The sequence below is a fragment of the Pseudomonas sp. genome, assembly GCF_002796985.1.
In the GTDB taxonomy this organism is placed as follows: Bacteria; Pseudomonadota; Gammaproteobacteria; order Pseudomonadales; family Pseudomonadaceae; genus Pseudomonas.
Window position 1 is genome coordinate 62,624 of the sequence record NZ_PEKX01000020.1, and the last position, 19,479, is coordinate 82,102.

Consider the following 19,479-nt stretch of genomic DNA (forward strand, 5'->3'; position numbering starts at 1 on the left):
TGCCCGCCGTACGGGGCTTGAGTTAGACTAACCGCCAGATTTTTCCGCCGGACCGCCGCATGAGCGAAAGCTTCATCACACAGTGCCCCCATTGCCAGACCCGTTTCCGCGTCAACTCGGCGCAACTGGGCGCGGCCAGCGGTGCTGTGCGCTGCGGGACCTGCCTGAAGGTGTTCAGCGCGCCGCAGAACATGGTCGGCGAGCCGACCCTGGTTCCGGAACCGGCTGTCGTTGCCACACCGCCTGTCGAAGCGCCCAAGCCGAGCCTTGCGCCGGAGCCGGCTGCACAGCCTGCCCCCGCGAAAGCCCCGGAGCCGGTCGCAGCGACGCCCATTGCTGCGCCGACCTACAGCACCTTCGCGCCGGAAAAGCCCGCCGCTCCCAGCGCCCCCGGCACCGCCACCCTTGGCTGGCCGCTGGCGCCGCACGCCGCACGGCACTCCAGCGACGTGGCGGAAACACCGGCCACTACCGAGCCCAAGGTGGAAGCGAAGCCGGCTGCCGAGTCCATCCCGGCTATCGCGGCCGTCACCACCACCGCCCCGGCGGCAACGGCGCCCAGCGAACCGGCCAAACCTGCGGCAAAAAAGGACGAGACGCTGTGGATCCACGACGATCTCGACCTGGACAGCCTCAACCTCGACGAGGAACTGGCCAAGCTCGATGAGTTCGAACTGTCCCAGGAATTCCTCAGCATCGAGCGCGCGCCGCGCCCCAGCGAAGCCCTGCTGGCCCGCCAGGAAGAAAAGCGCGACCCGCACGACGAACGCTGGGCCGAAGCCCTGCTGGAAGAGGAGCGAAACGGCACCCACCGCGCCTCCCGCCAGGAACCCAATCTCGGCCAACTGCCCACCGACGAGCCAGAACAGTCGCCCGCCAGCGCACGCCTGGTGGCCGAGCAGGCACCTGAGCCGGAAGAGCCCGAGGAAGAGCCCGAGCACGAACCCCGCTTCGACTCGCCCCCTCTGCGTGTCGAGTCGGACGAGGACGATCTGCCGGCCTTCAGCGCCCGCCGTGACGACGAGCCTGACGCTAACGATGAGCAGGACGAGGAGCCGCCGCTGGCCGACCCGCGCGGCGACAGCCGCCGCGCCGATCCGGGCCTGCGCAACGATGGCCTGCATGACCTGAGCGACGAACCGCTGCAGCTGGACTGGCAAAAGCCCAAGCGCCGCTGGGGCCTGCGCCTGCTCTGGTTGCTGCTGGTACTGCTCGCCCTGGCCGGCCTTGCCGGGCAGTACATCGCCTATCACTTCGATGAACTGGCCCGCCAGGACCAGTACCGCCCCTGGTTCGCCCAGGCCTGCCCGGAGCTGGGCTGCACCCTGCCGTCCAAGGTGGATGTGGAGCAGATCCGCAGCAGCAACCTGGTGGTGCGCAGCCACCCGGACTTCAGCGGCGCGCTGGTGGTCGATGCGATCATCTACAACCGTGCCAACTTCTCCCAGCCCTTCCCATTGCTGGAAATGCGCTTCGCCGACCTCAACGGCCAACTGATCGCCAGCCGCCGCTTCAAGCCCAGCGAGTACCTCTCGGGCGAGCTCGCCGGGCAGAGTGAGATGCCGCCGCAAACGCCGATCCACATCTCCTTGGACATCCTCGACCCCGGCCCGAAAGCGGTGAACTACAGCCTGAGCTTCCACTCGCCGGAATGATCCGGCGTGTAGCTCAAAGCGCCTGAATGCGCCAGTTCCGCTCGTCTTCCTACCTTGGGTGCTAAGCCCGAAGCTGTTCAGAATTTATCCAAAATCGCCTTTATCCGGTCATCGAGAGCGGGTATCATGCCCTCCCTTTTTTGCTAGCACCGGTGGCAGGCCCCGAAACGCAACCGCGACTCTCGTAACGCGCGGCGCATCGGTGTTCCCGCCCCATTGACCATGGAAAACCAGTCGGTGGTACGCATCGGCTCCTACACACTGCCCAACAGACTGATCCTGGCCCCGATGGCCGGCGTCACCGATCGTCCGTTCCGCCAGCTGTGTCGTCGCCTCGGCGCCGGCATGGTGGTCTCGGAGATGGTCACCAGTGACGTCCGCCTGTGGAACAGCCGCAAGTCGCGCCTGCGCCTGCAGCACGACCACGAGGATCAGCCGCGTTCGGTGCAGATCGCCGGCGGCGACCCGCAAATGCTCGCGGAAGCCGCACGCTGCAATGTGGAGCTTGGCGCCCAGATCATCGACATCAACATGGGCTGTCCGGCAAAGAAGGTTTGCAACAAGGCCGCGGGTTCCGCGCTGATGAAGGATGAACGGCTGGTGGCCGACATCCTCGAAGCGGTGGTCGCGGCGGTAGAGGTTCCCGTCACCCTGAAGATTCGCACCGGTTGGGACCGGTCGAACAAGAACGGTGTGACGGTGGCGCGGATCGCCGAGCAGTCGGGCATCCGGGCGCTGGCGGTGCACGGCAGGACCCGTGCCGACCTCTACACCGGCGAGGCGGAGTACGAAACCATCGCGGCGATCAAGCAGGCGGTTTCGATTCCGGTCTTTGCCAATGGTGATATCGATTCACCGCGCAAGGCACGGCAGGTTTTCGAGCAGACGGGCGTGGATGCCCTGCTGATCGGCCGCGCCGCCCAGGGCAATCCCTGGATCTTCCGCGAAATCGATCATTACCTGAGCACCGGCGAGCTGATGCCGGCGCCGAGTCTGCACGAGGTGCAGAGCATCCTGCTCGAACACCTCGCTGCATTGCATGCGTTTTATGGGGAGGAAATGGGTGTGCGAATTGCCCGCAAGCATGTGGGCTGGTACCTCGCAACCCTACCGGGAGCGGCGGAGTTCCGTTCCCAGTTCAATCGTTTGCAGGACACGGATGCACAAAGCGCCAGCGTCAGGCAGTTCTTCGCCGAGCGCCACAATAACGGAGATGGGGTGGCCGCATGACAACGATGACCGAGACATTAGTGAGTGGAATGACACCCGTGAGCGACAACGCCAACCTTAAACAGCACCTGACCACTCCGACGCAGGAGGGGCAGACCCTCCGCGACAGCGTGGAAAAGGCACTGCATAACTATTTCGCCCATCTCGAAGGGCAGCCGGTCACGGACGTGTACAACATGGTGCTTTGCGAAGTCGAAGCACCGCTGCTGGAAACCGTCATGAACCACGTGAAGGGTAACCAGACCAAAGCCTCCGAACTGCTGGGGCTGAACCGCGGGACCCTGCGCAAGAAACTCAAGCAGTACGATCTTCTCTGACAGGTGACAGGCGCAGGCCCGCGACCGCAAGGTCAGCCGGGCTCGCGCCTGACACGCGAAAAGCCCGAAGCCTTTGTGGAAGCCGTTATGACCGACCAAACCACCCGCCTGCCCGTCCGCCGTGCGCTGATCAGCGTTTCCGACAAGACCGGCGTCGTCGATTTTGCCCGTGAGCTGGTAGCCCTTGGCGTGGAGATCCTTTCCACCGGCGGCACCTACAAGCTGCTCAAGGACAACGCCATCGCCGCTGTGGAAGTGGCCGACTACACCGGCTTCCCGGAGATGATGGACGGCCGCGTGAAGACCCTGCACCCGAAAGTCCACGGCGGCATCCTCGGCCGTCGCGACATCGACGGCGCGGTGATGCAAGAGCACGGCATCAAGCCGATCGACCTGGTCGCGGTCAACCTGTACCCCTTCGCCGCCACCGTGGCCAAGCCCGGCTGCAGCCTGCCGGACGCCATCGAGAACATCGACATCGGCGGCCCGACCATGGTCCGTTCCGCTGCGAAGAACCACAAGGACGTCGCCATCGTGGTCAACTCCACCGACTACCAGGGCGTCATCGCGGCCCTGAAGGACGGCGGCCTGACCTACGCCCAGCGCTTCAACCTGGCTCTCAAGGCGTTCGAGCACACCTCCGCCTACGACGGCATGATCGCCAACTACCTGGGCACCATCGACCAGGATGCCGAGACCCTGTCCACCGAGAACCGCCTGCAGTTCCCGCGCACTTTCAACAGCCAGTTCATCAAGGCCCAGGACATGCGCTACGGCGAGAACCCGCACCAGAGCGCGGCGTTCTACGTCGAGGGCGGCGAGGCCAGCGTCTCCACCGCCATCCAGCTGCAGGGCAAGGAGCTGTCGTTCAACAACGTGGCCGACACCGACGCCGCGCTGGAATGCGTGAAGAGCTTCGTCAAGCCGGCCTGCGTCATCGTCAAGCACGCCAACCCGTGCGGCGTGGCCGTGGTCCCGGAGAACGAAGGCGGCATCCGCAAGGCCTATGACCTGGCCTACGCCACCGACACCGAGTCGGCCTTCGGCGGCATCATCGCCTTCAACCGCGAACTGGACGGCGAGACCGCCCAGGCCATCGTCGAGCGCCAGTTCGTCGAAGTCATCATCGCCCCGAAAGTCTCCGAAGCCGCCCGTGCCGTGGTCGCGGCCAAGGCCAACGTGCGTCTGCTGGAGTGCGGCGAGTGGCCGGCCGAGCGGCCTGCCGGCTGGGACTTCAAACGCGTCAACGGCGGCCTGCTGGTACAGAGCCGCGACATCGGCATGATCACCGCCGATGACCTGAAGATCGTTACCCAGCGCGCCCCGAGCGAGCAGGAAATCCACGACCTGATCTTCGCCTGGAAAGTCGCCAAGTTCGTCAAATCCAACGCCATCGTCTACGCCAAGGCGCGGCAGACCGTGGGTGTCGGCGCCGGCCAGATGAGCCGCGTGAACTCCGCCCGCATCGCCGCCATCAAGGCCGAGCATGCCGGCCTGGAAGTGAAGGGTGCGGTCATGGCTTCCGACGCCTTCTTCCCGTTCCGCGACGGCATCGACAATGCTGCCAAGGCCGGTATCACCGCCGTGATCCAGCCGGGTGGTTCGATGCGTGATAACGAAGTGATCGCCGCGGCCGACGAAGCCGGCATTGCAATGGTGTTCACCGGCATGCGCCACTTTAGGCACTAAGCGGTAAGGACGCGCTCGGACCCGCATCTGCGGCGTTGCCCGGCCCTTCCCCCATGCTCATTGCCAGAAGGCAACTCCGCTGGGTGAAGGACCGGGCGCCTTGCATCTGCAGGCCCGCTCGCGCCCCTTGAGATCGGTCGTGAAAAGCGCGATTCGATCGTGAGAATTCGTAGCCTGGGTGGAGCGAAGCGATACCCGGGAATCCGGCAGGTCCGGAACTGTTCAGGAGAACTCCAATGAACGTACTCATCATCGGTAGCGGCGGTCGCGAGCACGCGCTGGCCTGGAAGGTCGCGCAGGATTCGCGCGTACAGAAGGTCTTCGTCGCGCCGGGCAACGCCGGCACCGCCACCGAAGCCAAGTGCGAGAACGTCGCCATCGACGTGCTGGCCCTGGAAGAGCTGGCCGATTTCGCCGCGAAGAACGTGCAGCTGACCATCGTCGGCCCCGAGGCTCCGCTGGTCAAAGGCGTGGTCGACCTGTTCCGCGCCCGTGGCCTGGACATCTTCGGCCCCACCGCCGGCGCCGCCCAGCTGGAAGGCTCCAAGGCCTTCACCAAGGACTTCCTCGCGCGCCACCAGATCCCCACCGCCGACTACCAGAACTTCACCGAAGTCGAGCCGGCGCTGGCCTACCTGAAAGAGAAAGGTGCGCCCATCGTCATCAAGGCCGACGGCCTGGCCGCGGGCAAGGGCGTGATCGTCGCCATGACCCTGGCCGAAGCCGAAGACGCGGTGCGCGACATGCTTGCCGGCAACGCCTTCGGTGACGCCGGTTCGCGCGTGGTGATCGAGGAGTTCCTCGACGGCGAGGAAGCCAGCTTCATCGTCATGGTCGACGGCAAGAACGTACTGCCCATGGCCACCAGCCAGGACCACAAGCGTGTCGGCGATGCCGATACCGGCCCGAACACCGGCGGCATGGGCGCGTACTCCCCTGCCCCGGTCGTGACCGCTGACGTGCACCAGCGCGTGATGGACGAAGTCATCTACCCGACCGTGCGCGGCATGGCCGAGGAAGGCAACGTCTACACCGGCTTCCTCTACGCCGGCCTGATGATCGACAAGAGCGGCAAGCCCAAGGTCATCGAGTTCAACTGCCGCTTCGGCGACCCGGAAACCCAGCCGATCATGGTCCGCCTGGAATCGTCCCTGGTGCTGCTGGTCGAGGCCGCCCTGGCCAAGGCGCTGGACAAGGTCGAAGCCACCTGGGACCCGCGTCCGACCGTGGGCGTGGTGATCGCCGCTGGCGGCTATCCGGGCGACTACGCCAAGGGTGATGTCATCGAAGGTCTCGACGAAGCGGCCAAGCTCGACGGCAAGGTGTTCCACGCCGGCACCGCGCTGAAGGACGGCCAGATCGTCACCGCCGGCGGCCGAGTGCTGTGCGCCACCGCCATCGGCCCGACCGTATCCTCTGCCCAGCAACAGGCTTATCGTCTGGCCGAGAAGATCCGCTGGAACGGCAGTTTCTACCGCAAGGACATCGGCTATCGCGCCATCGCCCGCGAGCGCGGCGAGGGCTGATCCGACGGGCGGAGGCGTTCCCTGTCGGACGCCTCCGCCACACCGGTCCCCGCGTGCCCGGATGGATTACGGCCTTCAGCACACTTGGCTATAATCCGCCCACTCACTACCGAAGGGACTTCGCCGTGCGTCGGCTCTGGACTGCCACAGGACTCCTCGTCAGCTTGCTGCTGGCCGCTCTGGTCTGTCTTCCGATCTATGCGGCAAGCCAGGATGCCGGCTGGTCCCAGCTGCACGACACTGATGCCCGCCTGCAACTGCAGGACGTGATTTCCCCGCGCTACCGCACCCTCTTCAGCCCCCTCGAGATCAGCGACCTGCACGCCCCCGCCGGCCCCGGCGCGACCTGGCTGCACTACCGCCTGCCCGCCAACGACGAGCCCCAGCAGTTGCGCCTGTTCGCGCCGAGCCTGGACAGCCTCGAGATGTTCATCCTCGACGGGCAGAAGGTGCTCGAGCAGAAGAGCGCCGGCAACCTCGCCCCGGTGCAGCGGCCTCTGCTCAGCAGCGACCTGGTGATCCCGTTGCGCACCGCCACCGAGCCGCTGGACCTTTACCTGCGCCTCGCCTCGGCGCAGCCGCTGCGGCCGAACATCACCATCGAGGCGGCTGGCCAGCCAAGCAACGACCAGCGCCCGCTGCACTTCGGCGTGCTGATCGGCTGCCTGGCCATGCTGCTGCTCTACAACCTCGTGCGTTTCGCCTATACCCGCGTGGCCAGCGGCCTGTGGCTGGCCGGCGTGCATGCCAGTTTGCTGCTGGCCTGCCTGAACCTGTTCGGCCTGCTCAGCCCCTGGTACGGCAGCAGCCAGTCGCTACAGCCAATGGCCGCGCAGGCCTGCCTGGTGCTGACACTGCTCTGCGGGCTGGGCTATACCGCCAGTTTCTTCGGCAATCTCACCCCGCGCCTGCCGCTCAAGCGCCTGCTGCTGGGCGGCACCGCCGCGCTGGTAGTGCTGGGCATCGCGCTCAACCTGCTGTTCGCCGTGAGCGTCAGCAGCCTGGTGTACGCGCTGGTCACCCTGGTGACCCTGGGCATGCTCGGCGTGGCGGTCTACTACTGGGTCCACGCTTACCAGCCGGCACGCCTGTTCGCCGTCGGCATGGGCCTCTTCGTGCTGATCTGGTGCCTGTGCCTGCCGTCGCTGCTGGGCTACGTGGTTACCCGTGCGGAATGGCTGGGCAGTGGCCTGCTGGGCCTCTCCGCGGTGGTCGGCTTCCTGCTCAGCCTGGCCCTGGCCGAGCGCCAGCGGAAAATCCAGAACGACCACTTCGCCGCCAGCCGCCAGCGCGCCGCCAACGTCGCCGAGCTGAAAGCCAAGGGCGACTTCCTGGCGAAGATCAGCCACGAGATCCGCACCCCCATGAACGGTGTGCTGGGCATGACCGAGCTGCTGCTCGGCACCCCGCTCTCGGCCAAGCAGCGCGACTACGTACAGACCATCCACAGCGCGGGCAACGAACTGCTCTCGCTGATCAACGAGATCCTCGACATCTCCAAGCTGGAGTCCGGGCAGATCGAGCTGGACGAGGTGCAGTTCGACCTCGGCGCACTGATCGAAGACTGCCTGGCGATCTTCCGCGCCAAGGCCGAGCAACAGAAGGTCGAGCTGATCAGCTTCACCCAGCCACAGGTACCACGGATCATCAGCGGCGACCCGACGCGCCTGCGCCAGGCCGTGCTAAGCCTGCTGGACAACGCCTTCAAGCAGACCGACGAGGGTGAAATCCTCCTCGTTGTCGCCCTCGATGGCCCGCCCGATAGCCCGCGCCTGCGCATCGCCGTGCAGGACAGCGGCCGCCCGCTGGACAGCACCGACCGCCAGGCCCTGCTCACTGCCGAACTGCACAGCCGCGATTTCCTCTCCGCCACCCGCATCAGCAGCCGCCTCGGCCTGATCATTGCGCGCCAGCTGGTCCGCCTGATGTCCGGCGAGTTCGGAATTGAAAGCGGCGACAGCGGCAGCGATTCGGGCAACCTGTTGTGGCTCAGCCTGCCGCTCGACCCGCAGCAGGTCGACCAGGCCGGCGCCGACCTCGACAGCCCGCTGCAGGGTGCGCGCCTGCTGGTGGTGGACGACAACCAGACCTGCCGCAAGGTGGTGGTGCAGCAATGCAGCGCCTGGGGCATGAACGTCAGCGCGGTGTCCTCGGGCAAGGAAGCACTGGCACAGCTGCGCACCAAGGCGCACCTGCGCGAGTACTTCGACGTGGTCCTGCTGGACCAGGACATGCCCGGCATGACCGGCATGCAGCTGGCCACCAAGATCCAGGAAGACCCGAACCTCAACCACGACATCCTGCTGATCATGCTGACCGGCATCAGCAACGCGCCGAGCAAGATCATCGCGCGCAACGCCGGGATCAAGCGCATCCTCGCCAAGCCGGTGGCCGGCTATACGCTCAAGGCGACCCTCGCCGAGGAGCTGTCGCGACGTGGCCCGAGCGGCGTCAGCAACTACCTGTCGGCGGCCAGCGAGCCGGTGTCCAACGTGCCGCCCAGCGACTTCCGCATCCTCGTCGCCGAGGACAACAGCATCTCCACCAAGGTCATCCGCGGCATGCTGAGCAAGCTCAATCTGCAGCCCGATACCGCCAGCAACGGCGAGGAGGCGCTCGCCGCAATGAAGGCCACCCAGTACGACCTGGTGTTGATGGATTGCGAGATGCCGGTGCTCGACGGCTTCTCCGCCACCGAGCGCCTGCGCGCCTGGGAAGCCAGTGAACACCGCCCGCACACCCCGGTGGTGGCGCTCACCGCGCACATCCTCAGCGAGCACAAGGAGCGCGCGCGGCTGGTCGGCATGGACGGCCACATGGCCAAGCCGGTGGAGCTGTCGCAACTGCGCGAGCTGGTGGCCTACTGGGTCGGCGAGCGGGATCGCCGCCTGCGCCAGCAGAGCGATGCGCTGCCTTCCTGATTTTCTGCTCTTCGTAGGAGCGAGCTTGCTCGCGAACCAGACTCCGCAGCGGGGATCGTTCGCGAGCAAGCTCGCTCCTACAGATGTAATGCACCACTGAGCGCAGGAGCGGACTCTGTCCGCGATGTTCAACCCCCGCGCTCGGAGCAGCCGGAAACCGATCGCGGATGAATCCGCTCCTACCTAACCTGATAGAACAAACTCGCGTTGCCGCGCCTTAGTGCCGCCCGCGGCCCCACCCGCTATGCTTTGCCCAGCCGCGCCCTCTCAATCCGGACGAGTCGTTCCCATGCAAGTGATGTTCAGCGTGTACCTGAAGATGCTGGTGCTCTACAGCCCCTTCTTCGTCTTGTCCTGTTTCATCAGTCTCAACCGTGGCTTTGCGCCCCGCGACCGCAAGCGCATGGCCTGGCGCGTAGCCCTGGCGGCGCTGATCGCCAGCGTGCTGCTGTACCTGTTCGGGCGCTACATCTTCACCCTGTTCGGCATCACCGCCGACGCCTTCCGCATCGGTGCCGGCAGCGTATTGTTCATCTCCGCACTGAGCATGGCGCAGGGGCGCTCGGCAGTGCAGGCGGACAACGTGCAGCAGGACGTCACCATCGTCCCGCTGACCATCCCCATCACCGTCGGCCCCGGCACCATCGGTGCGCTGCTGGTGATGGGCGTGAACCAGGACTGGGAGCACAAGTTGCTGGCCCTGGCGGCGATCTTCCTCGCCTGCCTGACGGTGGGCGTCACGCTTTACCTCTCCGACAAGATCGAAAAGATCCTCGGCGATCAGGGCCTGCAGATCGTCAGCCGGCTCATGGGCCTGTTCGTCTGCGCCCTTGCCGCGCAGATCATCATGACCGGCGTGCGCGGCTACTTCCTCCCGCAGTGACGCGCCCCTTTGGGGAGCGCCGCGCACCAAAGGGCGTTCGGCGCACCAAAGCTGCGCACTGAAAAACCTCACCATTACGACAGAAAATCGCGTGCAGCCCATCTGCACCAAGGCTTTTGCCTGCTTGGCACGGATGCTGCGATGGCAGCTTCGACCCGTTCATGGGTCGCCCCCATTTCGGGGAAGCTGCCGACACCGGCAACTCCCCGCCCCTGGATAGCCAAGGAGGCTGCCGCGATGAAACGTCGTCCGCTGTTGAAAAGTACACTGGCCATGAGCGCCCTGCTGCTCACCGGTCTGTTCCCGTTCAGCTCCCAGGCCGCCGAGACCATCAAGGTCGGCATCCTGCATTCGCTGTCCGGCACCATGGCGATCTCCGAGACATCGCTCAAGGACATGGCGCTGATGACCATCGACGAGATCAACGCCAAGGGCGGGGTGAATGGCAAGCAGCTCGAAGCGGTGGTGGTCGACCCGGCCTCCAACTGGCCGCTGTTCGCCGAGAAGGCGCGCCAGCTGCTGACCCAGGACAAGGTCGCGGTGGTCTTCGGCTGCTGGACCAGCGTGTCGCGCAAATCCGTGCTGCCGGTGTTCGAGGAGCTCAATGGCCTGCTGTTCTACCCGGTGCAGTACGAGGGCGAGGAAATGTCGCCCAACGTCTTCTACACCGGCGCCGCGCCGAACCAGCAGGCCATCCCGGCGGTGGAATACCTGATGAGCGAAGACGGCGGCGCCGCCAAGCGCTTCTTCCTGCTGGGCACCGACTACGTCTACCCGCGCACCACCAACAAGATCCTGCGCGCCTTCCTGCACAGCAAGGGTGTGGCCGACAAGGACATTGAGGAGGTCTACACGCCGTTCGGCCACAGCGATTACCAGACCATCGTCGCCGACATCAAGAAGTTCTCCGCTGGCGGCAAGACCGCGGTGATCTCCACCGTCAACGGCGACTCCAACGTGCCCTTCTACAAGGAGCTGGCCAACCAGGGCCTGGAAGCCACCGAAGTGCCGGTGGTGGCCTTCTCCGTGGGCGAGGAGGAACTGCGCGGCATCGACACCAAGCCGCTGGTGGGCAACCTCGCCGCGTGGAACTACTTCGAGTCGGTGAAGAACCCGGAGAACAGCAAGTTCGTCGCTGACTGGAAGGCCTACGCCAAGGCCAAGAACCTGCCCAACTACAGCACCGCCGTGACCAACGACCCGATGGAGGCCACCTACGTCGGCCTCCACATGTGGGCGCAGGCCGTGCAGAAGGCCGGCAGCACCGACGTCGACAAGGTCCGCGAGGCCATGGGCGGGCAGACCTTCAAGGCGCCGTCGGGCTTCACCCTGACCATGGACAAGAGCAACCACCACCTGCACAAGCCGGTGATGATCGGCGAGATCGAGGACAACGGGCAGTTCAACGTGGTCTGGAAGACCGCCGAGCCGATCCGCGCCCAGCCGTGGAGCCCGTTCATTCCGGGCAACGACAAGAAGCCGGATTACGCGGTGCGCAGTAACTGATCCGGAGCGGGCCCAGAGCCCCTCTCCCTAACCCTCTCCCTTAAGGGAGAGGGGACCGTATGGCGCAGGTTGAAACCACGACATCAGCCGGCACGGACAGCTCCCTCTCCCTTCAGGGGGAGGGCTGGGGAGAGGGGGCATCCGCCCACACCCGCCTCTCAGGGAAAACACCCATGCCCACTGCCTTGCTCACCCTGCTCCGCCTCTGCGCCCTCGCGCTGGCCCTGCTGCTGCCGCAGCTCGCCTTCGCCGGCTACGCGCAGGAGTTCGCCAGCGCCGACAACGACGCCCGCGCCAAGCTGCTCGAACAATGGGCCGCCGCGCCCGATGCCGACCGCCTGCCCTTGCTGGAAGCCATCCAGTCCGGCCGTCTTGCCATCGATGCTCAGGGCCGTGCCTTCCTCCTCGGTGATGACCGGCAATACCACCCTGCCGACGGCGGCGCCGCGTCGGTCGGCGAGCCCGAAAAACTGCGCCTGAACAACCGTCTGCGCGGCCTGGTGAACACCGCCATGGCCAGCCACCAGTTGGTCGCCGACAGCGCCGAAGTGCGCCTGGAAGCCGCTCGCCAGTTGCAGAAAAGTGCCCGCCCGGCGCAGCGCACGCTGCTCGAATACCGCCTCAACGAGGAATCCGACGACGGCGTCAAAACCGCCCTGCAGCTGGCCCTGGCCAATCTGCAACTGGCCGACCCGGCTCCCGCCGTGCGTCTGTCAGCCGTACGCCTGCTGGGCGAATCCGGCGATCCGCAGGCGCGCACCCGCCTGGAAAACCTGCTCGACCCCGCCGTCGAGCCCGACGACTCGGTACGCACCGCCGCCGCCACCAGCCTCGGCCAGGTGAAGCGCCGACTGCTGATCGGCGACCTGTTCGGCCAGGCCTTCAGCGGCCTGTCGCTCGGTTCGATCCTGCTGCTGGCGGCCCTCGGGCTGGCGATCACCTACGGCCTGCTCGGGGTGATCAACATGGCCCACGGCGAGATGCTGATGCTCGGCGCCTACTCCACCTATGGGGTGCAGTCGCTCTGCCAGCACTTCGCTCCCGGCCTGCTGGAGCTATACCCGCTGCTGGCGCTGCCGGTGGCCTTCCTGGTCACCGCGTGCATCGGCATGGCGCTGGAGCGCACGGTGATTCGCCACCTCTACGGCCGCCCGCTGGAAACCCTGCTCGCCACCTGGGGCATCAGCCTGGTGCTGATCCAACTGGTGCGCGTGCTGTTCGGCGCGCAGAACGTCGAGGTGGCCAACCCGGCGTGGCTGTCCGGCGGCATCCAGGTACTGCCCAACCTCGTGCTGCCGTGGAACCGCATCGTCATCATCGGCTTCGCGCTGTTCGTGCTGGCCCTCACCTGGCTGCTGCTCAACCGTACACGGCTGGGCCTGAACGTCCGCGCCGTTACCCAGAACCGCAACATGGCTGCCTGCTGCGGCGTGCCCACCGGCCGCGTGGACATGCTCGCCTTCGGCCTCGGCTCGGGCATCGCCGGCCTCGGCGGGGTGGCGCTGTCGCAGGTCGGCAACGTCGGCCCGGACCTGGGCCAGAGCTACATCATCGACTCCTTCCTGGTGGTGGTGCTCGGCGGGGTCGGCCAGCTCGCCGGCAGCGTGTTCGCCGCCTTCGGCCTGGGCGTGGCGAACAAGATCCTCGAACCGCAGATCGGCGCGGTGCTGGGCAAGATCCTGATCCTTGCGCTGATCATCCTGTTCATCCAGAAACGTCCGCAGGGGCTCTTCGCTCTGAAAGGGAGGGTCATCGATTGATGAAAACGCCCCGCTTCGATCCGACCGCTTTTCGTAGGACCGAGGGGGGCGCCTCAGCCCTTGCTCGCGAACCTGCTCAGCTCCGACGCCGCCGGGAACTCCGTTCGCGAGCAAGCTCGCTCCTACAGGTAACTCGCCGATGAACCAGCCACTCACCGTGACGGCCGCGCAGAAGGCCGGCCCGAAACTCACCGCCGGCCTCGTCGGCGCAGCACTCATCGCATTGCTGATCCTGCCGCTGCTGCACCTGCTGCCGGAGAGCCACGCGCTGCACCTGTCCGCCTACGGGCTGACGCTCACCGGCAAGATCCTCTGCTACGCCATCGTTGCCCTGGCGCTGGACCTGGTGTGGGGCTACGCCGGCCTGCTGTCGCTGGGCCACGGGCTGTTCTTCGCCCTCGGCGGCTATGCCATGGGCATGTACCTGATGCGCGAGGCGTCCGGCGACCAGTTGCCGGCGTTCATGACCTTCCTCTCCTGGACCGAGCTGCCCTGGTACTGGGCCGGCACCCAGCACTTCCTCTGGGCGCTGTGCCTGGTGGTGCTGGCGCCCGGCCTGCTGGCGCTGGTGTTCGGCTTCTTCGCCTTCCGCTCGCGGATCAAGGGCGTGTATTTCTCGATCATGACCCAGGCACTGACCTTCGCCGGCATGCTGCTGTTCTTCCGCAACGAGACAGGTTTTGGCGGCAACAACGGCTTCACCAACTTCCGCAGCATCCTCGGCTTCCCGATCACTGCGCCGGGCACCCGCGCGGCGTTGTTCATCGCCATCGTCCTGCTGCTGGCGGCAAGCCTGGCCATCGGCTTCGCCCTGGCGCGCAGCAAGTTCGGCCGGGTGCTCACCGCCCTGCGCGACGCGGAGAACCGCCTGATGTTCTGCGGCTACGACCCGCGCGGCTACAAGCTCTTCGTCTGGACCCTGAGCGCGGTGCTCTGCGGCCTCGCCGGCGCGTTGTTCGTGCCGCTGGTGGGCATCATCAATCCCAGCGAAATGTCGCCGACCAACTCCATCGAGGCTGCCGTCTGGGTCGCCCTCGGCGGGCGCGGCACGCTGATCGGCCCGCTGCTTGGCGCGGGCGTGGTGAACGGCGCGAAGAGCTGGTTCACCGTGGCCTTCCCCGAGTACTGGCTGTTCTTCCTCGGCGCGCTGTTCATCGTCGTCACCCTGTACCTGCCGCGCGGCATCCTCGGCCTGATCAAGCGGGAGAAAGAACAATGAGAGCGGTCCCCCACCTGATGCTGGAACCGGCCTACGACCCCAACCGCGACCCTGGCGCCAGCCGCGATGCCATCGGCATCGGTTCGAGCGCCAGCGGGCAGCTGGACGTGCGCCACGGCACCATCCTCACCCTGGAAGACATCAACGTCAGCTTCGACGGCTTCCGCGCCCTGCGCGACCTCACGCTGTACATCGGCGTCGGCGAGCTGCGCTGCATCATCGGCCCCAACGGCGCGGGCAAGACCACGCTGATGGACGTGATCACCGGCAAGACCCGCCCGGACACCGGCAAGGCCTACTTCGGCGAAACCCTCGACCTCACCCGCATGAGCGAGGTGGAGATCGCCCAGGCCGGCATCGGCCGCAAGTTCCAGAAGCCCACCGTGTTCGAGGCGCTGTCGGTGTTCGAGAACCTGGAGCTCGCGCAGAAGACCGACAAGTCGGTGTGGGCCAGCCTTCGGGCGAAGCTCTCCGGCGAACAGAAAGACCGCATCGAGGTAGTGCTCACCACCATCCGCCTGCGCGAATCGCGCAACCGCCCCGCCGGGCTGTTGTCCCACGGGCAGAAGCAGTTCCTGGAGATCGGCATGCTGCTGGTGCAGGAGCCGCCCCTGTTGCTGCTCGACGAGCCGGTGGCGGGTATGACCGACGCCGAAACCGAGTTCACCGCCGAGCTGTTCAAATCCCTCGCCGGCCCGCATTCGCTGATGGTGGTGGAGCACGACATGGGCTTCGTCGGCAGCATCGCCGACCACGTCAGCGTGCTGCACCAGGGGCATGTGCTGGCCGAGGGTTCGCTGGAGGAAGTGCAGGCGAACGAGCAGGTGATCGAGGTTTACCTGGGGCGCTGACGCTCACTCCGCAGCAGGGGTATCGCTGCGCGCCACCCATCCTGCGGACGCATTTCGCCGGGAGGTGCGACGTAGGTTGGCGTGGAGCGAAGCGATACCCAACAGCTCTCGGAGCACCACCGCCGTACACGAAACATCAAGACTCTCCACAAGGGAAACGCCCATGCTGCAAGTCGACAAACTGCACCAGTACTACGGCGGCAGCCACATCCTGCGTGGCCTGTCGTTCGACGCGAAGATCGGCGAGGTCACCTGCCTGCTCGGGCGCAACGGCGTGGGCAAGACCACCCTGCTGCGCTGCCTGATGGGCCTGGTGCCGGCCAAGGACGGCAAGGTCAGCTGGGAGGGCAAGTCCATCAGCGGTTTCAAGCCGCACCAGCGCGTGCACGCCGGCATCGCCTACGTGCCCCAGGGGCGGGAAATCTTTGCGCGCCTGACGGTGGAGGAAAACCTGCTGATGGGCCTGTCGCGGTTCAAGGCCAGCGAGGCCAAGGCCGTGCCCGAGTTCATCTACGAGCTCTTCCCGGTGCTCAGGGAGATGAAGCAGCGCCGCGGTGGCGACCTCTCCGGCGGGCAGCAGCAACAGCTCGCCATCGGCCGCGCGCTGGCCAGCCGGCCACGCCTGCTGATCCTCGACGAGCCCACCGAAGGCATCCAGCCTTCGGTGATCAAGGAGATCGGCGCGGTGATCCGCAAGCTCGCCGAGCGCGGCGACATGGCGATCCTGCTGGTGGAGCAGTTCTACGACTTTGCCGCTGAACTGGCCGACCAGTACCTGGTGATGTCTCGCGGCGAGATCGTCCAGCAGGGCCGTGGCGCCGACATGGAAAACGACGGCGTACGGGGTTTGGTGGCGATCTGAGGCCGCCTGTCGGCGGGTTCGCGAGCAAGCTCGCTCCTACGAAGAGCGCACCGGAGTCAGCCCTGTAGGAGCGAGCTTGCTCGCGAACCACGGCCCAAGCGTGAGACGACCTGTCACTGGCGGACGGCGGCGGCGAGTGGCAAGCTGCCAGGCCCCGTATTCGTTTTTCCTGGAGCCTGCCATGCCGATCACCCTGCGCCCCGCCGTCAACGACGACGCCGGATTCGCCGCGGTCTGCGTGGCGGCGGCCTATGCCCAGTGGATTCCCAAGCTGGGCCGCAAGCCGGGACCGATGCTCGACGACTACCACGCGGTGATCGCCGAGGACCGCGTGCTGATTGCCGAGCAGGGCGGCGCGCCGGTCGGCCTGCTGGTGATGCGCGAGACCGACGAGGGCTTCCTGCTCGACAACATCGCCGTGCTGCCCGAGTGCGCAGGGCAAGGCATCGGCCGCGAGTTGCTGGTGCATGCCGAGGAAGCCGCCGTGCAGCTGGGCTACCCGTCGCTGTACCTCTACACCAACGAACGCATGGTGGAGAACATCGAGCTGTACGCAAGGAATGGCTACCAGGAATACGCGCGCCGGCTGGAGAACGGTTTCCGCCGTGTGTACATGCGCAAGCAGCTGGGCTGAGGCTCGGCTCTCGCCGCAACGACTGCCCTCACCTGGGATATTTGTGCCAGAGCATCCCTCACCCCAACCCTCTCCCGCTTGAGGAGCGGGGCGCGCAGCCAGGGCGAGGGGCTCTTGATCCTGTAGGAGCGGATTTATCCGCGATCGGCCCAGCCCCGCGCTGGGGCGTATCAATCGCGGACGGAGTCCGCTCCTACGCACCGTTTGAGTGCGTGCGCAGCGGTAATGCACCGCAACCGCGCCCATACCTGACCGATTGGACAATCGCCCTGCCCTTCGCTGAACCCGCACAACATCTGTCTTGCGGCACGGCTGACCGGCACCACGCACTATCCTGGCGCATCCCGGCACGCTGATTGCTCTGTCCTGAGCATCCCTGGTTTCGCAGCTGCCCATGAACGCACCGGCCACCCTCTTCCACCCCGCCTGGCACGCCGAGCTGGAGCTGGCCTACGCGCGCGTCGGCGATAGCACGCGGCCGGTCACCCGGCGTCATCTCGGGCCGCTGCGGGTGCAGAAGCACCTGTACGCAGAGGGGCCGCAAGTCTGCCAGCACATCGTCGTGCACCCGCCCGGCGGCATCGCCGGTGGCGACACCCTGAACCTTGATATCCACGCCGGCCCGGACAGCTGGGCGCAGCTCACCAGCCCCGGCGCCGCCAAGTGGTACCGCGCCGGCTGTCCGGCGAAGCAGCAGTTGGACATCCGCGTCGGCCCCGGCGCCACGCTGGAATGGCTGCCGCAGGAAACCATCGTCTACGCCGGCGCGCAGGCCGAGCTGACGACCCGCATCGACCTCGAAGCGGATGCCCGGCTGTTCTACTGGGACATCGTCGCCCTCGGCCGCCCGGCCAGCGGCGAGCGCTTCGACGACGGCCACTTCGCCGCCGCCCTGGACATCCGCCGCGAAGGCCAGCGCCTGTGGCACGAGCGCCAGCGCGTGACGGGCAACGACCGCCTGCTCGACTCGCCCATCGGCCTCGCCGGCCACCCGGTGATGGCGACGCTGATCGCCAGCGGGCAGATTGACGCGGAGCTGATCGAAGCCTGCCGCGCCCTCCCCTGCCAGGGGCGCGGCAACCTCACCCAACTGCCCGGCCTGGTGGTCGCCCGCTGCCTCACCCATGAGGCGCTGCACGCCCGCGCCTGGCTCATCGAACTCTGGCGCCGGCTGCGGCCCGCGCTGCTCGGCCGCGAGGCCGTCCCGCCGCGAATCTGGAGCACTTGAGATGGACCTGACGCCCCGCGAAAAAGACAAGCTGCTGATCTTCACCGCCGGCCTGCTCGCCGAGCGCCGCCTCGCCCGCGGGGTGAAACTCAACTACCCGGAGGCCGTGGCGCTGATCTCCGCCGCGCTGCTCGAAGGCGCGCGGGATGGCCAGACGGTTGCCAACCTGATGCACTACGGCACCACGCTGCTGACCCGCGAACAGGTGATGGAAGGCGTGCCGGAAATGATCCCGGAGATCCAGGTGGAAGCCACCTTCCCGGACGGCACCAAGCTGGTCACCGTGCACCAGCCCATCGCCTGATGCTCCATTCGGCGGATAAGGCGTTCCGCTTTATGCGCCCTACGAAAGAAGGAACCGACATGCTCATCCGCGACGCCAGCCCAGCCGACCTCGGCAGTCTGCGCGACATCTACAACGACGCCGTGCTCAACACCACCGCCATCTGGAACGAGGTCGCCATCGACCTGGAGAACCGCCGCGCCTGGCTGGAAATGCGCGCGCAGCAAGGCTTCCCGGTACTGGTGGCCGAAGACGGCGGCGAAGTGGTGGGCTACGCCAGCTACGGCCCGTGGCGCGCCTTCGACGGCTTCCGCGAGACGGTCGAACACTCGGTCTACGTGCGTGCCGACCAGCGCGGCAAAGGCCTCGGCCCGCTGCTGATGCAAGCACTGATCGAGCGCGCCCGCGCCCAGGGCCTGCACGTGATGGTCGCGGCCATTGAGAGCGGCAACACCGCGTCGATTCGCCTGCACGAGCGCCTGGGCTTCGTCACCAGCGGGCAGCTGCCGCAGGTGGGCCAGAAGTTCGGCCGCTGGCTCGACCTGACCTTCATGCAACTGATCCTCGACCCACGGAGCTCCCCATGATCCCTGGCGAATACGACATCCAGCCCGGCGAGATCGAACTCAACGCCGGCCGCCGCACGCACGGCCTGACGGTGGCCAACAGCGGCGACCGGCCAATCCAGGTCGGCTCGCACTACCACTTCTACGAGACCAACGACGCGCTGCTGTTCGACCGCGACGCGGCGCGCGGCATGCGCCTGAACATCCCGGCGGGCACCGCCGTGCGCTTCGAGCCGGGGCAGAGCCGCGAGGTGGAGCTGGTGGAGTTGGCCGGCGAGCGCAAGGTGTATGGATTTGCCGGGCGGGTGATGGGCAGCCTCTGAGCGCCCGCAGGAAAACAGCCAAGGAG

At 66.5% G+C, this 19,479-nt stretch carries 17 protein-coding genes; all 17 read left to right on the forward strand.

Going from position 1 to position 19,479, the window contains the following annotated elements:
* Nucleotides 1-59 precede the first annotated feature (59 nt).
* The 17 genes from CTR55_RS22675 to CTR55_RS22755 all read left to right on the forward strand — a co-directional run bounded on the left by CTR55_RS22675 (nt 60) and on the right by CTR55_RS22755 (nt 19,453).
* A complete protein-coding gene (locus CTR55_RS22675; RefSeq protein WP_363711608.1) occupies nt 60-1,655 on the forward strand; it encodes a DUF3426 domain-containing protein in 1,596 nt (531 codons plus the stop codon).
* 222 nt (nt 1,656-1,877) lie between these two features.
* Nucleotides 1,878-2,885, forward strand: coding sequence for a tRNA dihydrouridine synthase DusB (gene dusB, locus CTR55_RS22680; protein ID WP_296289570.1), 1,008 nt, complete (start codon nt 1,878-1,880; stop codon nt 2,883-2,885).
* Nucleotides 2,882-3,202, forward strand: coding sequence for a DNA-binding transcriptional regulator Fis (fis, locus tag CTR55_RS22685; RefSeq protein WP_024766365.1), 321 nt, complete (start codon nt 2,882-2,884; stop codon nt 3,200-3,202). The genes dusB and fis overlap by 4 nt, the downstream gene beginning before the upstream one ends.
* A gap of 87 nt (nt 3,203-3,289) precedes the next feature.
* Nucleotides 3,290-4,891, forward strand: a complete 1,602-nt coding sequence (gene purH / locus CTR55_RS22690) for a bifunctional phosphoribosylaminoimidazolecarboxamide formyltransferase/IMP cyclohydrolase (RefSeq protein WP_296289575.1) — start codon at nt 3,290-3,292, stop codon at nt 4,889-4,891.
* 236 nt (nt 4,892-5,127) lie between these two features.
* Nucleotides 5,128-6,417: a phosphoribosylamine--glycine ligase gene (gene purD / locus CTR55_RS22695; RefSeq protein ID WP_296289577.1), complete on the forward strand. Its 1,290-nt coding sequence runs from the start codon at nt 5,128-5,130 to the stop codon at nt 6,415-6,417.
* Between the two features lie 125 nt (nt 6,418-6,542).
* Nucleotides 6,543-9,338: a hybrid sensor histidine kinase/response regulator gene (locus CTR55_RS22700; RefSeq protein ID WP_296289579.1), complete on the forward strand. Its 2,796-nt coding sequence runs from the start codon at nt 6,543-6,545 to the stop codon at nt 9,336-9,338.
* Between the two features lie 289 nt (nt 9,339-9,627).
* Nucleotides 9,628-10,221, forward strand: a complete 594-nt coding sequence (locus tag CTR55_RS22705; protein WP_296289581.1) for a MarC family protein — start codon at nt 9,628-9,630, stop codon at nt 10,219-10,221.
* A 237-nt stretch (nt 10,222-10,458) separates the two neighbouring features.
* Complete coding sequence (gene urtA / locus CTR55_RS22710; RefSeq protein ID WP_296289583.1) at nt 10,459-11,727, forward strand: urea ABC transporter substrate-binding protein; 1,269 nt, start codon at nt 10,459-10,461, stop codon at nt 11,725-11,727.
* A 173-nt stretch (nt 11,728-11,900) separates the two neighbouring features.
* Nucleotides 11,901-13,487, forward strand: coding sequence for an urea ABC transporter permease subunit UrtB (urtB, locus tag CTR55_RS22715; RefSeq protein ID WP_296289585.1), 1,587 nt, complete (start codon nt 11,901-11,903; stop codon nt 13,485-13,487).
* A 139-nt stretch (nt 13,488-13,626) separates the two neighbouring features.
* Entirely contained in the window at nt 13,627-14,706 is a 1,080-nt protein-coding gene (urtC, locus tag CTR55_RS22720; protein ID WP_296289587.1) for an urea ABC transporter permease subunit UrtC, read from the forward strand.
* A complete protein-coding gene (gene urtD, locus CTR55_RS22725; protein ID WP_296289589.1) occupies nt 14,703-15,557 on the forward strand; it encodes an urea ABC transporter ATP-binding protein UrtD in 855 nt (284 codons plus the stop codon). Before urtC ends, urtD begins: the two co-directional genes overlap by 4 nt.
* A 163-nt stretch (nt 15,558-15,720) precedes the next feature.
* Nucleotides 15,721-16,419 (forward strand): urea ABC transporter ATP-binding subunit UrtE, encoded by a 699-nt coding sequence (gene urtE, locus CTR55_RS22730; protein ID WP_296289591.1) that lies wholly within the window; start codon nt 15,721-15,723, stop codon nt 16,417-16,419.
* 181 nt (nt 16,420-16,600) lie between these two features.
* Nucleotides 16,601-17,053 carry a GNAT family N-acetyltransferase gene (locus CTR55_RS22735; RefSeq protein WP_296289592.1) on the forward strand — a complete coding sequence of 151 codons (453 nt, stop codon included), beginning with the start codon at nt 16,601-16,603 and terminating at the stop codon, nt 17,051-17,053.
* Between the two features lie 394 nt (nt 17,054-17,447).
* Nucleotides 17,448-18,281 (forward strand): urease accessory protein UreD, encoded by an 834-nt coding sequence (locus tag CTR55_RS22740; RefSeq protein WP_296289594.1) that lies wholly within the window; start codon nt 17,448-17,450, stop codon nt 18,279-18,281.
* Nucleotide 18,282: 1 nt separating this feature from the next.
* Entirely contained in the window at nt 18,283-18,585 is a 303-nt protein-coding gene (gene ureA, locus CTR55_RS22745) for an urease subunit gamma (RefSeq protein WP_296289596.1), read from the forward strand.
* A gap of 59 nt (nt 18,586-18,644) precedes the next feature.
* Nucleotides 18,645-19,151 carry a GNAT family N-acetyltransferase gene (locus tag CTR55_RS22750; protein WP_296289598.1) on the forward strand — a complete coding sequence of 169 codons (507 nt, stop codon included), beginning with the start codon at nt 18,645-18,647 and terminating at the stop codon, nt 19,149-19,151.
* A complete protein-coding gene (locus CTR55_RS22755; protein ID WP_296289600.1) occupies nt 19,148-19,453 on the forward strand; it encodes an urease subunit beta in 306 nt (101 codons plus the stop codon). Before CTR55_RS22750 ends, CTR55_RS22755 begins: the two co-directional genes overlap by 4 nt.
* Nucleotides 19,454-19,479: the final 26 nt, after the last annotated feature.